Genomic DNA, 13,702 nt, shown 5'->3' with positions numbered 1-13,702 from the left:
CCACCATTGCCGCCCCCTCGCCAAGCACGAAGGACAGCGAATCACACTCGCCGTGACCGTGGGAACACTCATGAGTCACTGCAGGACGCCGGGCGTATTAGTCCTGGCTTGCCGCCATTCCGGCCGGCCGCCTCCGGACCGCAGCAGAAGGGCGGCTGCAGGTTCTGGTGGATACCGAGGAGCCACAAGGCGTGATCGCGGCCACCGCTTGGCGCGCGCGCACTCCACCTGATGCGGAGCAGCTTGCAGACAGCCTCGGCTCCCTGGCCTGCAAAGCCGAAGGCGCGCCCCATGTCGCCCGGGCAATCCTTCAGCGTCTCGGCAATCCACGAGGCACACTCTCCCCTCTTATCGCCGAACTTGCAGCGCGCATCGCCGGCGCCGATTGTGCCGGCGCCCACGGCCTGAGTGACGACGAACGCAGGCACCTCGCGCGCATCGCCGCCGGCCGGGACTAAGTATTCATCGCGTCGAAGAAATCCTGGTTGGTCTTGCTGTACTTCAGCTTGTCCAGCAGGAACTCCATCGAATCCTGGGTGCCCATCGGGTTCAGGATGCGGCGCAGGACCCACATCTTGGACAGGGTCGCGCGGTCCACCAGCAGCTCTTCCTTGCGGGTGCCGGACTTGGTGATGTCGATCGCCGGGAAGGTGCGCTTGTCGGAGAGCTTGCGGTCGAGGATGAGCTCGGAGTTACCGGTGCCCTTGAACTCCTCGAAGATCACCTCGTCCATGCGCGACCCGGTGTCGATCAGCGCGGTGGCGATGATGGTCAGCGACCCGCCTTCCTCGATGTTGCGCGCCGCACCGAAGAAGCGCTTCGGGCGCTGCAGGGCATTGGCATCCACGCCGCCGGTCAGCACCTTGCCCGAGGACGGCACGACCGAGTTATAGGCGCGGCCGAGGCGGGTGATGGAGTCCAGCAGGATCACCACGTCCCGCTTGTGCTCGACCAGGCGCTTGGCCTTCTCCAGCACCATTTCCGTGACCTGCACGTGGCGAGTGGCCGGCTCGTCGAAGGTGGAGGCCACGACTTCGCCGCGCACGGTGCGGGCCATGTCGGTGACTTCCTCGGGGCGCTCGTCGATCAGCAGGACGATGAGGAAGACGTCGGGGTGGTTCGCCGTGATGGACTTGGCGATGTTCTGCAGCATCACCGTCTTGCCGGTGCGCGGCGGCGCCACGACCAGGGCGCGCTGGCCCATGCCGATGGGGGCCACCAGGTCGATCACCCGGTGGGTGTAGTCCTTGGTCGGGCCCTTGGCCTGGGCCTCGGCCTCCGGATTCTCCATCTTCAACCGGCGCGTCGGATAGAGCGGCGTCAGGTTGTCGAAGTTGATGCGGTGCTTGAGCGCCTCGGGCGGCTCGAAGTTGATGGTGTCGACCTTGAGGAGGGCGAAGTAGCGTTCACCGTCCTTCGGCGCCCGGATCTGGCCTTCCACCGTGTCGCCGGTGCGCAGGCCGAAGCGCCGCACCTGGGCCGGGGAGACGTAGATGTCATCGGGGCCGGGCAGGTAGTTGGCCTGCGGGCTGCGCAGGAAGCCGAAGCCGTCCGGCAGGATTTCCAGCGTGCCGTCGCCATAGATCGCCTGTTCGTTCTCCGCGAGCGTCTTCAGGATGGCGAACATGATGTCCTGCTTGCGCAGCGAGGACGCGTTCTCGACCTGGAGGGACTCCGCGAAGGCGAGGAGGTCGGCCGGGGATTTGGCCTTGAGTTCGGAAAGATGCATGTGCGGACGCGTCCGTCGTGCGCGAGGAAGGGGATCGGGCGGACCTGGAGTCTCGGTTCGGGCCGTGGTCACTCCTGCCATCTGCAAGTCTGAGGGCGGAAGCGGATCCGGAAGGCCATTCCCGCGCCGCGATCCCGATGCACGGGCCTGGGTTGCGGCGACCAGGAGAACTGGAGGAGGAGAGGTCAGCTACGTCGCAGGACGCGACGCTTGGCTGCTTTGCCGTCCCGCGCCTGGGCCCCGGGCAGCAGCCGGTGGAACCTCGTCGCGCAACGTCACGGAACACATGGCGTGTTCGGCGCCGCTTTGCAAGCCACCCCGCAATGGATCCTGCGGTGAAACAGCCCGATTGACGGGGTTGTGCGGTCAGAACGGCTTCACGATCACCATGACGACGATGACGATCATCAGCACCGTCGGCACCTCGTTCAGCATCCGCCAGCCGCGCTCGCTGCGCGGGCGCTCATCCGCGGCGAATTGCCGCTGGGCCTTGGAGAGCACGCCGTGGAAGCCGGTCATCACCAGCACCGCGGTCAACTTCAGGTGCCACCAGCCGGCCGTCCAGTCCACCGCGCCGGGGGTCAGCACCAGGGCCAGGCCGAACAGCCAGGTGGCGACCATGGCCGGGTTCATGATGGCCTTCAGCAGCCGCCGTTCCATCACCTTGAACAACTCCGACCGCGCATCCCCGACTGCGACCTGCGAATGATAGACATAGAGGCGCGGCAGGTAGAACAGCGCCGCCATCCAGGCGATGACGGACACAAGGTGGAGCGACTTGGTCCACAGGTAGAAGGGCGCCAGGGCCTCGATCGTCACAGGGCAGCCTCCGTCAGGCCGAGCAGGCCCGGCAGGTCCTGCATGGCGAAGAAGGGTTCGGCCCCCACCGCGAGCAGCGCGGCCGGGTCCGTGGCATGCGCAAAGCCCAGCACGCGGCAGCCGGCAGCGCGGCCGGCGCGGCTGCCGGTGACGCTGTCCTCCACCACCACGCAGTGATGCGGGTCGGCGCCACAGACTGCCGCCGCGGCGCGGTACATGTCCGGCGCCGGCTTCGGCAGGGCCACGTCATCGTAGGAGAAGGCGCGACCGCGGAAGGTCTCCGCCAGGCCCAGCCCGCGCAGCTTGGTCGCCAGTTCGGGGCGGGAGGAGTTGCTGGCGACGGCCACCGGAATGCCCGCGGCGACGATCCGCGCCAGGGCGGGCTTCACCCCCGGGATCGGGTCGATCCCCTCGTTCAGCCCGCGCAGCACGCGGCGGATGATGCCGTCCAGGAAATCCGCCGGCACGCTGCCCGGGCCAAGCCGGGCCTCGATGCGCGGCTGGATGTCGTTCCAGGACAGGCCGAGGAAGCGGCGCTCCGCCTCCGCCGCATCCATCTCCCACCCCAGGGAAGTGACTTCTTCCGCCATGATGCGGTTGTGCAGCGCCTCGGTATCCGCCAGCACGCCGTCGCAGTCGAACAGCACGGCGGCCGGGCGCGGGGGCGGCCTCATGCGGTGGTGCGGGCGCGGGCGGTGCGTTCCGGCGGCGTGCCCGGCATGGCTTCCAGCTTCGCCACCAGGGCGGCGTGGGGGCAGTCCTTGTGCTGCTTCGGGCATTGCCGCGGGCCGGCGAAGGAGCAGAGGGTGCGCCCGCTGGTCCGGCCATGGCGCACCAGGTCGGCCAGGGCGCCGATGAAACCAGGGTGGCTGTTCTGCGCCGGGGAACGGAAATAGCCGGGCACGCCCAGCTTCTCCGCCTCCTCCCGGTATTCTACGTCCAGCTCCACCAGGGTTTCCGAATGTTCGGAGGTGAAGGCGATGGGCACCACCAGCACCGCCACCTTGTCGTGGCCGGCGCGTTCCAGCTCATCCTCGGTGGAGGGGCCGATCCATTTCTGCGGGGTGACGCGGGACTGGAAGCAGACGACATGGTCGAGGCCGGGCAGGTCGAGCCGCGCCACGACGCCGGCCACGGTCTGCTCCACCTGCCACTGGTAGGGATCGCCGGCGGTGACGATGCTCTCCGGCAGGCCATGGGCACTGAACAGCACCCGCAGCGGGATGGCCGGGTCGAGTTCCGCCCGCGCCCTGTCCCAGGCGCCGCGGACGATCGCGGCGGTGGAGCTGGCGAAGCCGGGGTGGGAGTGGAAGCAGCAGATGGTGGTGGTCGGCACCTCCAGCCTGGCCCGGGCCGCCGCCTTGATCCAGGCGAGCGCGCTGCTGCCGGTGGTGGTGGTGGAATACTGCGGATAGAGCGGCAGCAGGATGACCTCGTCCGGGCCCCAGGCCTTCACCGCGGCCGCCGTCTCGTCGCTCATCGGGTGCCAGTAGCGCATGGCGGTGAAGCACTTCACCTCCGCCGTGCCATCCGCATTCAGCAGGGCTTCCAGCGCCTCGCCCTGCTGGACGGTGAGTTCGAGCAGCGGCGACTTGCCGCCGAGGATCGCATAGTTCTCGGTGGCCGGCCGGGTGCGCCGCCAGGCGATCAGCCGGCCCAGCCAGGGGCGGATGAAGCCGGGCACGCGCAGGATGGCCGGGTCCGTGAACAGGTTGACCAGGAAGGGGCGGATGCTCTCCGGTGCATCCGGCCCGCCGAGGTTGAGCAGCACGATCGCCAGCCGAGGCCGGCCGCTTCGCGTGCCGGGGGCGGGCGCGGTTGGGGTGTCGAGGTCCATCACCGCCCGGACATGCCACGTCGCGGCCCGGGGTCAAGGGCGCAGGGGGCGCGATCCTGCGTTGCGGCGCGGTTTTCGCCGATCCGTCGCCGATGGAGCCCCCCGCGAGGCCATTGGAAGGGCAGCGCGGCCGCCGGCCGTGTGGTTCAGGGAAGGGCCACGCTGTGCGCCGGCCGGGGTATAAGCTGGTGGCCCACCATCGCCTGCAGCCGGGCCAGTTCTTCCGCCAGCGGGCGATGGACCTGGCGGCGGCCGTGCAGCGGCGTCGCCTCGAACAGCCCGTTCTCGCAGTAGCGATCCTCGTCCCAGCCGTCGTGGGAAACCACGGGGTAGAGGCAGACACCCTCCACCGGCACCCCAAGCGCCGCCGCCGCGAGCGCTTCCTCCGTCACGTAGCGCAGCCAGGCTGGGCGCGGGGCACCCTCGATGCTGGTCTCGGCCACGAAGATCTGGCGGCCCGCGTAGCGCGCGGCAGCTTCGGCCAGCAGGTGACGGAAGGGGCGGTAGCGGGCGGAATCGAAGACGCTGAGCGGCTCGGCATGGTTCAGCCACTGGTTGTTCCAATAGTAGTTCACGCCAACCACATCCAGCAGGTCCTCGGCGCCACCCAGCTCCGGCGCTTCGCGCCCGGCCAGCATGTCCCAGGCTTGCCACTGGCTGGCGTTATGGGCCCGAACCTCCGCTGCCTCCCCGGCATGGCGCGGGACGATGTGGATCAGCGGGTCGATGCAGGCGAAGCGTGCGGCGGGTGCCTCGGCGCGCACCGCGCGGGTGGCGGCCACGGTGGCACGGACCAGATTGCGCTTCAGCTCGAGGCCGCGCCCGGTGGCGTGTGGCGAGGACCGGGCCATGTCGCCGCCGGAGAAGGCGATGAAGGACATCTCATTCACCGGGCAGGTGAAGGGCGCGCGGCCCGTCTCCTCGACATGCAGCCGGGCGAAGGCGGCGGCGAAGCGGGCGAAGCGGTCCACGAAGGCCGGCGCGAAGACATCCAAATCGTCGGGCCAGCCATAATGGCAGAGGTCCCACATCACCTGGGTGCCCGTGGCCTCTGCCGCGCGCAGCATCGGCAGGAGGGAGGTCCAGTCATGGCGGCCGGGCTGCGTCTCGATCAGGTGCCAGCGCAGCCCATCGCGGACGCTGCGGATGCCATGCTCGGCCAGCTGGGCGTAATCCTCCCGCGCCAGCAGGTCGTGGCGGGTGGCGGCGATCATGTCGAGCCGCCGGCGCGCCATGTTGCGGTGGGAGGAGCATTCGAAGCCGGCGAGGAAGAAGGACCGGAAGAGCGGGGGCGGCAGGGTCACGCGGTGCTCCGGGGGGAAGGCCAGGGAGCAGGCGAAACGCGCGATGCGGCGGAATGTCCCGCCAGAGGTGGCAAATTCGAGCCGGGGCCTGCAATAGGGGCCGGGAACGGTCGAAGCGGGAGGCCGGCGGAACCAGCCCCCCGCCCGGATCAGGGCAGCAGGACGGTGCTGCCCGTTGTCCTGCGGGCTTCCAGCGCCGTGTGGGCGGCCGCGGCGTCCTTCAGCGGGAAGGTCTGGTTGACCCGGATCTGCACGGCGCCCTTGGCGACCACGTCGAACAAGGCGGCGGCATGGGCTTCCAGATCCTCACGCTTGGCGGTGTAGGTCGCGAGCGTCGGGCGCGTGAGATACAGCGAGCCCTTGGCGGCGAGGATGCCGATATCGGTGGTGACCGGGCCGGAGGCGTTGCCGTAGGAGACCATCATCCCGTAGGGCGCCAGGCAGTCCAGCGAGGGGGTGAAGCTGTCGCGGCCGACGCTGTCGAAGACCACCGGCAGCATCGCGCCGTTGGTGATCTCCTTCACCTGGGCGGGCAGGGATTCGAGCCCGATAACCGTGTGGTCGGCGCCATGCGCGCGGGCCAGGGCCGCCTTTTCCTCGGTGCTGACGCAGCCGATGACGGTGCAGCCGAGATGCTTGGCCCATTGCGTCATGATGAGGCCGACGCCGCCTGCCGCCGCGTGGATCAGGATGGTCTGACCCGGCTGTACCTTGTAGGTGCGCGTCAGCAGGAAGCCGGCCGTCATGCCCTGCAGCATCATCGCCGCCGCCTGTTGAGAGGCGATCGCCTCCGGCACCTTCACCAGGCGGTCCGCCTTGATGGTGCGGGCTTCGGCATAGGCCCCGATCGGCGCGGTGGCGTAGGCGACGCGGTCGCCCGGCGCGACGTTGGTGACCCCTTCGCCGACCGATTCCACCACGCCGGCGGCTTCCATGCCGATGGTCGCGGGCAGCGAGGGCGCCTTGTAGAGGCCGGTGCGGAAGTAGACGTCGATGTAGTTCAGGCCGACAGCCTCATGCCGGACGAGGGCCTCGCCGGGCTTGGGGGAAGGCAGGGGCACTTCTTCCCACACCATCTTCTCGGGGCCGCCATATTCGTGGACGCGGATGGCATGGTTCATCGGGGTATCGTCCCTGGAGCTGGGGGGAGGGGGAGGAATGAGGGATCGGGGTGGGCGCGCCGCTCCAGATCCAGGAGAAGGCGCTTGGTGGCGGGTCCCTCGCCGCCGGAATAGCCACCGAGCCTCCCCCCCGCGCCGACGACGCGGTGGCAGGGGATGAGGATCGGGATCGGGTTGGCGCCATTGGCCTGGCCAACCGCCCGGGCAGAGGAGCCGAGCAGGCGGGCCAGATCGCCATAGGAGCGGGTTTCGCCGGGCGGGATGGCACGAAGCGCCTCCCAGACCCGATGCTGGAAGGCGGAGCCGTGGGGCGCGAGGGGCAGGTCGAAGCTGCTGCGCAGCCCGTCGAAATAGTCGTGCAACTGCGCCACGGCCTGGCGCAGCAGCCCGTCATCCGCCTGATCGCGGCCGCGCCCCCAGTCGAGGGCGACGATGGCGCCGTCCTCGGCCGAGACGGTGACCTCGCCGAGGGGCGTGAGGCAGGTGAGTTGCGGCATCGTTTCCGTCCAGGCGCCCGCCATGCGCCACACTCCGTGGCCGCTCGTCAAGCCGGATGCTGGCCGGCGAACCCTGGCGGAGCGGGTTCCCCATGGCCAGATGGTGGGAGACAATGCGCCATGATGCGACCGGAGGCGAGCTTGAACGACGCGACAACCCGGCCCGAAGCGGCACCGGAGGATCCGCCGCCCTACTTCCGGGCGCATGTGTTCGTCTGCTGCAACCGCCGGCCGGACGGGCATCGACGCGGTTCCTGCGCCGCCCGCGGCAGCGAGGCGCTGCGGGACTACATGAAGGTGCGCGCCAAGGAATTGGGGCTGGGCGGGGTGCGGGTGAACCAGGCGGGGTGCCTGGATCGGTGCGAGTTCGGCCCGGCGCTGGTGATCTATCCGGAAGGCGTCTGGTACAGCCCGAAGACGCCGGAGGATGTGGACCGCATCCTGCAGACGCATCTGGTGCAGGGCGGACGGGTACCGGCGCTGATGCTGACCGAGCGGGACATCCCGCCGCCAAAGGGTTGAAGCCGCGCTTCCACCTGGTGCCCGCTTCGGCAGTGGCCGCAGCGTTTCACGTGAAACATCCCCACGCATGAGGGACCAGGGCGCGCGATGGCGCGGCTGACGGACACCATCTTCGCCCGCGCCTCCGGCGCGGTGCAGGCGGCCGTGGCGGTGCTGCGCCTGTCGGGGCCGGGCAGCGGTGCGCTGCTGGCCGCGCTGGCGGGTGGCCTGCCGCCGGCACGGCGCGCCAGCCTGCGGCGCCTGCGCGACGCCGCGGGCGAGGTGCTGGACCAGGCGCTGGTGCTGTGGTTCCCCGGCCCTGCCAGCTACAGCGGCGAGGACTGCGGGGAGTTGCACCTGCATGGCGGAGCGGCGGTGGTCTCGGCGGTGGAGGCGGCGTTGCTCGCGCTCGGGGCGCGCCCGGCGGAGCCCGGGGAGTTCACCCGGCGCGCCTTCCTCAACGGCCGCATGGACCTGACCCAGGCGGAGGCGGTGGCCGATCTGGTTGCCGCGGAAACCGATGGCCAGCGCCGCCAGGCGCTCCGGCAGGCCGATGGGGCGCTGGGGCAGTTGTATGGCGGCTGGAGCGAGCGGCTGACGCGTCTGCTGGCACAGCAGGAGGCGGCGATCGAGTTCGAGATGGACGACCTGCCGACCGATCTCGGCGCCCGCGCCCGTCAGGCCGCGGCGGTACTTCGGGCGGAGATGGCCGCGCATCTGCAGGATGGGCACCGCGGAGAAAGGCTGCGGGAGGGGGTTTCCGTTGCCATCGTCGGGGCGCCGAATGCCGGAAAGTCCTCTCTGCTCAACGCCCTGGTGGGGCGCGACGCCGCCATCGTCTCGGCCCAGCCGGGCACGACGCGCGACGTCGTCGAGTGCCGGCTGGTGCTGGCTGGCGTGCCGGTGACGCTGGCCGATACGGCGGGATTGCGGGAGGCCAGCGACCTCATCGAGCAGGAGGGGGTGCGACGCGCGCTCGACCGGGCCGCCGGTTCCGACCTCTTGCTGGCGGCCTTCGAGGCCGGTGCGCCGCCGGATGCCGCCACACTCGCCGCGCTGGCGGCAGCGGAGAGGGCGCTGGTCATCGGCACGAAATGCGACCTGCTGCCGGCGCCGGAGAATCTTGCGGGCCATGTCGTGCTGCCGACAAGCGTGCGGACCCGCGACGGCCTTGGGCCGCTTCTGGCGGCGCTGGAACGCGCGGCGATCCAGCTGGCGGGCCTGGCCGAGGCGCCAAGCCTGACCCGCAGCCGCCACCGCGCCGCACTGGGCGAGGCGCTGGCGCGGCTGGAGGAGGGGGAGCAGGCTCGCCTGCCCGAACTCGCCGCCGAGGGATTCCGCAGTGCCCTGCTCGCCCTGGGCCGGCTCACCGGGCGGGTGGAGGTGGAGCAGGTGCTGGATGCGGTGTTCCGCGACTTCTGCATCGGCAAGTGATTGGCCTATACCGCCGTCCATGACGGCAACACTCGCCTTCGACGTGGTGGTGGTGGGCGGCGGCCATGCGGGCTGCGAGGCGGCGGCGGCGGCGGCCCGCTGCGGCGCGCGCACATTGCTGCTGACGCATCGCATCGAGACCATCGGCGAGATGTCCTGCAACCCGGCCATCGGCGGTATCGGCAAGGGCCATCTGGTGCGGGAGATCGATGCCCTGGACGGGCTGATGGCCCGCGCCGCGGACGCCGCCGCCATCCACGCCAAGGTGCTGAACCGCAGCAAGGGCCCGGCGGTGCGCGGCCCGCGAATCCAGGCCGACCGCAAGCTGTACCGCCAGGCCATGCAGGCCCTGCTCGCCGCGACACCGAACCTCACCATCCTGGCGGAGGCGGCGGAGGATCTGGAGGTGGTGGAGGGCCATCTTCGCGCCATCATCACCGGCGCCGGCACGCGGATCGCCTGCGGCGCGGCCGTGCTGACCACCGGCACCTTCCTGCGCGGCGAGATCCATCTGGGTGACACGCGAATCCCGGCCGGACGACGCGGCGACCCGCCCGCCATCGGCCTGGCGCGCAGCCTGGACCGGCTCGGGCTGCCGCTCGCCCGGCTGAAGACCGGGACGCCGCCCCGCCTGGACGGACGCACCATCGACTGGGAGGCGCTGGAACCGCAGCCCGGCGACGATCCACCGGAGCCGATGTCCTGGCTGACGGACCGGCTGCCGAACCCGCAGATCCTGTGCCGCATCACCTGGACCACCGCCGCCACCCATGCGGTGATCCGGGAGAACCTGCATCGCTCCGCCGTCTATGGCGGGCAGATCCAGGGCGTCGGGCCGCGATACTGTCCTTCCATCGAGGACAAGGTGGTCCGCTTCGCGGAGCGGGAGCGGCACCAGATCTTCCTCGAGCCGGAAGGGCTGGACGACGACACCGTCTATCCCAACGGCATCTCCACCAGCCTGCCCGAATCCGTCCAGGAAGCCGTGCTGGCCACCATCCCGGGCCTCGCCAAGGCCCGAATCCTGCGCCCGGGCTACGCCATCGAATACGACCATGTTGACCCGCGCGCCCTGCACCGCAGCCTGGAATTGCGCCAGGTCCAGGGCCTGTTCCTTGCCGGGCAGATCAACGGGACCACGGGCTATGAGGAAGCCGCTGCCCAGGGGCTGATGGCCGGGCTGAACGCCGCCTGTCGTGGCGGCGGCACCGCGCCGGACCGCATCCTCGGCCGCGGCGACGCCTATATCGGCGTCATGATCGACGATCTGGTGAGCCATGGCGTCTCGGAGCCCTACCGGATGCTCACCGCCCGCGCGGAGCATCGGCTCAGCCTCCGGGCGGATAATGCAGGGCTGCGGCTGACCGGCCAGGGTCTCGCCTGGGGCTGCATCGGGCCGCATCGCGCCGCGCGGCAGGCGGCCTTTGCGCAGTCCGTTGCAGCAGCGCTGCTACGGGCGGCGGAGGATCTGGCGACCCCGCACGACATCGCGCTGGCCGGCGTGCCCATCCGCCAGGACGGCCGCCGCCGATCCGCCTTCGAGGTCCTGGCACTGCCGGAGGTGACGCCGGACCTCGCCGCCCTCGCCTTCCCCTGGCTCGCCGAGCTGCCGCGCGCCGTCATCCAGCAGGTGGAAGCCGAAGCGTTCTACGCACCGCATCTTCGGCGGCAGGAAGCGGAGCGGCGCATGCTGCAGCGCGAGGAGCAGGTGGTGATCGCCCCGGGCCTCGACTTCCGTGGCATCCCGGGTCTCTCGGCGGAAATGCAGCAGCGCCTCGCTCGCGCACAGCCCGAAAGCCTCGGCAGCGCCGGCCGTATCCCGGGCATCACGCCAGCGGCCGTCGCGGCCCTGGCCATCCACCTTCGACGCGGCGTGGCGGAGCCGCTATAGGGTGTTTCACGTGAAACACCCCCACCCCACCCCCGAATCCCCCTCCCCGGCCGCGCCGTCCCTCCCCCCGGAGCTGGCTGCGCGGCTCGCTGCCTATGTCGAACTCCTGCTGCGCTGGAACGGCCGGATCAACCTGGTCGGACGCGCGACAGAGGCGCAGCTGCGCGAACGGCATGTGCAGGATTGCCTCCAACTCCTCCCCCTATTGCCGCGGGGCGATGGCCCGGTGGCCGATCTTGGCTCCGGTGCCGGATTGCCGGGCCTTGTCCTGGCCATGGCGAGCCCAAGGCCGATGCACCTCGTCGAATCGGATCGCCGCAAGGCCGCCTTCCTCACGGAAGCCGCAGCGCGCCTGGTACTGCCCCATGTCCGGGTGCATCCGACGCGGATCGAGACCGTCAAGCTCCCGCCCCTGGCCGCCGTGACCGCCCGCGCCCTGGCGCCGCTCGACGCACTGCTGGCCCATGCCGCGCGGCTGCTTGCCCCTGGCGGCATCGCCCTCTTTCCGAAGGGCCGTGGCGCGGCGGAGGAAATCAGCGCGGCGCAGCGCACCTGGTCCTTCACCCTGTCGCGCCACCCCAGCCAGACCGATCCCGACGCCACGCTGCTCCACCTGTCCGATATCCGCCATGTCCAGCCTCAGGCCTGACGGCGTGGCGCCCAGGATCCTTGCCTTCGCGAACCAGAAGGGCGGCGTTGGCAAGACCACCACCGCCATCAACCTGGCCACCGCGCTCGCGGCCGACCACAAGGTGCTGCTGCTGGACCTCGACCCGCAGGGCAACGCCTCCACCGGTCTCGGCGTCATGCGCCAGGATCGGGCAGCCGGCAGCTACGCCCTCCTGGTTGAAGGCCGACAATTGGCGGAGCTGATCCGCCCGACCCCCGCGCCGGGCCTTTTCATCGTGCCTGCCGACCCCGATCTGGCCGGCGCCGAGATCGAGCTGGTGGGGCTGGAGGATCGCGAGCGACGCCTGGCCACCATCCTGGCCGAGGCAAGGGGAACGCTCGCCACCTTCGACTATGTCTTCCTGGACTGCCCGCCCTCGCTGGGCCTGATCACGCTGAACGCGCTCGTCGCCGCCGACGGCGTGCTGGTGCCCTTGCAGACGGAATTCTTCGCGCTGGAAGGCATCAGCCAGATCACCCGCACGATCGACCGCGTCCGTCGTGCCCTCAATCCGCGCCTGCGGCTGGATGGCATCGTGCTGACCATGGTGGACCGCCGGAACAACCTCTCGGAACTGGTTGCGAACGATGTCCGCGGCTTCTTCAAGGACAAGGTCTATGAGTGCGTGATCCCGCGCAACGTCCGCGTCAGCGAGGCCCCTTCCCACGGCCTGCCCGTCCTGCTCTACGATTTCCGCTCACCCGGCGCGCAGGCCTATGTCAAGCTCGCCGCTGAATTCCTCAAACGGGAGCGTGCGCGGATTCGCGCGTCATGAGCACCACAACCCGCAAACCCGCCTCCCGCCTCGGCCGCGGCCTCTCCGCCCTGATCCCGGACGCGCCAACACCGACCTCCAACGAATCGCTGCGCAACGTACCGGTGGAGGCGCTGGAGCCCGGCCCCTTCCAGCCGCGCGGCGGCATGGATCGCAACAGCCTGGAGGAACTGGCGAATTCCATCCGAGAGCACGGCATCCTGCAGCCCATCCTGGTGCGCCCGAAGCCCGGCGAGCCTGGCAGCTACGAGATCATCGGCGGCGAACGCCGCTGGCGCGCGGCGCAGGAAGCCCAGCTGCATGAGGTGCCCGTCGTCGTGCGGGACCTGGGTGATCGCGAGGCGATGGCTGCCGGTCTGGTGGAAAACCTCCAGCGCCAGGACCTGAATGCGCTGGAGGAGGCGGAAGGCTACCGGCGGCTCCTGGACGAATTCGGCGTGACGCAGGAAGCCCTCGGCCAGTCGGTCGGCAAGTCGCGCAGCCATGTCGCCAACACGCTGCGGCTGCTCACCCTGCCCGCCCCGGTGCGCGACCTGCTGCGCAATGGCGTGCTCTCGGCCGGCCATGCCCGGGCCTTGATCGGCGCACCTGATCCCGGGAGGCTGGCGGCGCAGGTCGTCGCGCGCGGGCTGAATGTACGGCAGACGGAGGCCCTGGTCACCGCCAAGCCGCGCCCCGATTCGAGCCCGCCGCGCCCGCAGGACCCGGAAACCCGGGCGCTGGAGCGCGACCTGACGGAACGGCTTGGCCTGCAGGTGCTGGTCCGCCACCAGGGCCGCGGCGGCGAGGTCACCATCCGCTACAAGGATCTGGACCAGCTCGATGGCCTGGTCCGCCTGCTGACCGGCGGCGGCTGAGCCCCGCTCGCCCACGCCTTGCCCTGGCCCGACCCAGGCCCCGCCGGCTTGCCCTGAACCGCCGCGGGTCGGCGCGCATCGCCCCCTCGACCGGCCGCGCCATCCTGGCAAGAATGGCCCGTCCCGGACGGGAGGATCGGCATGAACGCCGCCGGCAGCATGACTGATACGCCCGGTGTCATGTTCTGACCTGTGCGTATGCACGCGATGCGATGGTGGTGATCTGTTCTGGCTGTGCGATGAGCCAGTTCCATGCGTCGCAGCAGG

Annotated in this window: 14 protein-coding genes; 7 read left to right on the top strand and 7 right to left on the bottom strand. The window is 70.4% G+C overall.

What is annotated here, in order from left to right; translation table 11 throughout:
- Positions 1-191 precede the first annotated feature (191 nt).
- Positions 192-458, top strand: a complete 267-nt coding sequence (locus HEQ75_RS26440; protein WP_168035119.1) for a hypothetical protein — start codon at positions 192-194, stop codon at positions 456-458.
- On the opposite strand, the gene rho is transcribed toward HEQ75_RS26440, so the two are convergent.
- From rho to HEQ75_RS26405, 7 genes are all read right to left on the bottom strand, one after another.
- Positions 455-1,729, bottom strand: coding sequence for a transcription termination factor Rho (gene rho, locus HEQ75_RS26435; protein WP_168035118.1), 1,275 nt, complete (start codon positions 1,727-1,729; stop codon positions 455-457). The two genes, HEQ75_RS26440 and rho, sit on opposite strands and share 4 nt — an antisense overlap.
- A 366-nt stretch (positions 1,730-2,095) precedes the next feature.
- Complete coding sequence (gene hemJ, locus HEQ75_RS26430) at positions 2,096-2,548, bottom strand: protoporphyrinogen oxidase HemJ (RefSeq protein ID WP_168035117.1); 453 nt, start codon at positions 2,546-2,548, stop codon at positions 2,096-2,098.
- Positions 2,545-3,222: an HAD family hydrolase gene (locus tag HEQ75_RS26425; protein WP_168035116.1), complete on the bottom strand. Its 678-nt coding sequence runs from the start codon at positions 3,220-3,222 to the stop codon at positions 2,545-2,547. The genes hemJ and HEQ75_RS26425 overlap by 4 nt, the downstream gene beginning before the upstream one ends.
- Complete coding sequence (gene hemH / locus HEQ75_RS26420) at positions 3,219-4,385, bottom strand: ferrochelatase (protein ID WP_168035115.1); 1,167 nt, start codon at positions 4,383-4,385, stop codon at positions 3,219-3,221. The genes HEQ75_RS26425 and hemH overlap by 4 nt, the downstream gene beginning before the upstream one ends.
- A 146-nt stretch (positions 4,386-4,531) precedes the next feature.
- Positions 4,532-5,689 (bottom strand): beta-glucosidase, encoded by a 1,158-nt coding sequence (locus HEQ75_RS26415; protein ID WP_328734961.1) that lies wholly within the window; start codon positions 5,687-5,689, stop codon positions 4,532-4,534.
- Between the two features lie 149 nt (positions 5,690-5,838).
- A complete protein-coding gene (locus HEQ75_RS26410; protein ID WP_168035114.1) occupies positions 5,839-6,810 on the bottom strand; it encodes a quinone oxidoreductase family protein in 972 nt (323 codons plus the stop codon).
- Positions 6,807-7,307, bottom strand: a complete 501-nt coding sequence (locus tag HEQ75_RS26405) for a methylated-DNA--[protein]-cysteine S-methyltransferase (protein ID WP_168035113.1) — start codon at positions 7,305-7,307, stop codon at positions 6,807-6,809. Before HEQ75_RS26405 ends, HEQ75_RS26410 begins: the two co-directional genes overlap by 4 nt.
- A 141-nt stretch (positions 7,308-7,448) precedes the next feature.
- On the opposite strand from HEQ75_RS26405, the gene HEQ75_RS26400 reads away from it, so the two are divergent.
- The 6 genes from HEQ75_RS26400 to HEQ75_RS26375 are packed head-to-tail and all read left to right on the top strand — an operon-like array spanning position 7,449 to position 13,435.
- Positions 7,449-7,829, top strand: a complete 381-nt coding sequence (locus tag HEQ75_RS26400; RefSeq protein WP_235962142.1) for a (2Fe-2S) ferredoxin domain-containing protein — start codon at positions 7,449-7,451, stop codon at positions 7,827-7,829.
- Positions 7,830-7,886: 57 nt separating this feature from the next.
- Positions 7,887-9,242, top strand: coding sequence for a tRNA uridine-5-carboxymethylaminomethyl(34) synthesis GTPase MnmE (mnmE, locus tag HEQ75_RS26395; RefSeq protein WP_407925910.1), 1,356 nt, complete (start codon positions 7,887-7,889; stop codon positions 9,240-9,242).
- 19 nt (positions 9,243-9,261) lie between these two features.
- Positions 9,262-11,133 (top strand): tRNA uridine-5-carboxymethylaminomethyl(34) synthesis enzyme MnmG, encoded by a 1,872-nt coding sequence (gene mnmG, locus HEQ75_RS26390; protein WP_168035111.1) that lies wholly within the window; start codon positions 9,262-9,264, stop codon positions 11,131-11,133.
- A 10-nt stretch (positions 11,134-11,143) separates the two neighbouring features.
- Entirely contained in the window at positions 11,144-11,782 is a 639-nt protein-coding gene (gene rsmG, locus HEQ75_RS26385; RefSeq protein ID WP_328734957.1) for a 16S rRNA (guanine(527)-N(7))-methyltransferase RsmG, read from the top strand.
- Positions 11,763-12,578: a ParA family protein gene (locus HEQ75_RS26380; RefSeq protein ID WP_209318791.1), complete on the top strand. Its 816-nt coding sequence runs from the start codon at positions 11,763-11,765 to the stop codon at positions 12,576-12,578. Before rsmG ends, HEQ75_RS26380 begins: the two co-directional genes overlap by 20 nt.
- The gene (locus HEQ75_RS26375; RefSeq protein ID WP_168035110.1) at positions 12,575-13,435 is read left to right on the top strand and encodes a ParB/RepB/Spo0J family partition protein; all 861 of its coding nucleotides are present in this window, start codon (positions 12,575-12,577) and stop codon (positions 13,433-13,435) included. The genes HEQ75_RS26380 and HEQ75_RS26375 overlap by 4 nt, the downstream gene beginning before the upstream one ends.
- Positions 13,436-13,702 lie beyond the last annotated feature (267 nt).

The sequence above is a fragment of the Falsiroseomonas selenitidurans genome, assembly GCF_012103215.1.
GTDB lineage: Bacteria > Pseudomonadota > Alphaproteobacteria > Acetobacterales > Acetobacteraceae > Falsiroseomonas > Falsiroseomonas selenitidurans.
This window is presented reverse-complemented; position numbering and strand designations above follow the sequence as displayed.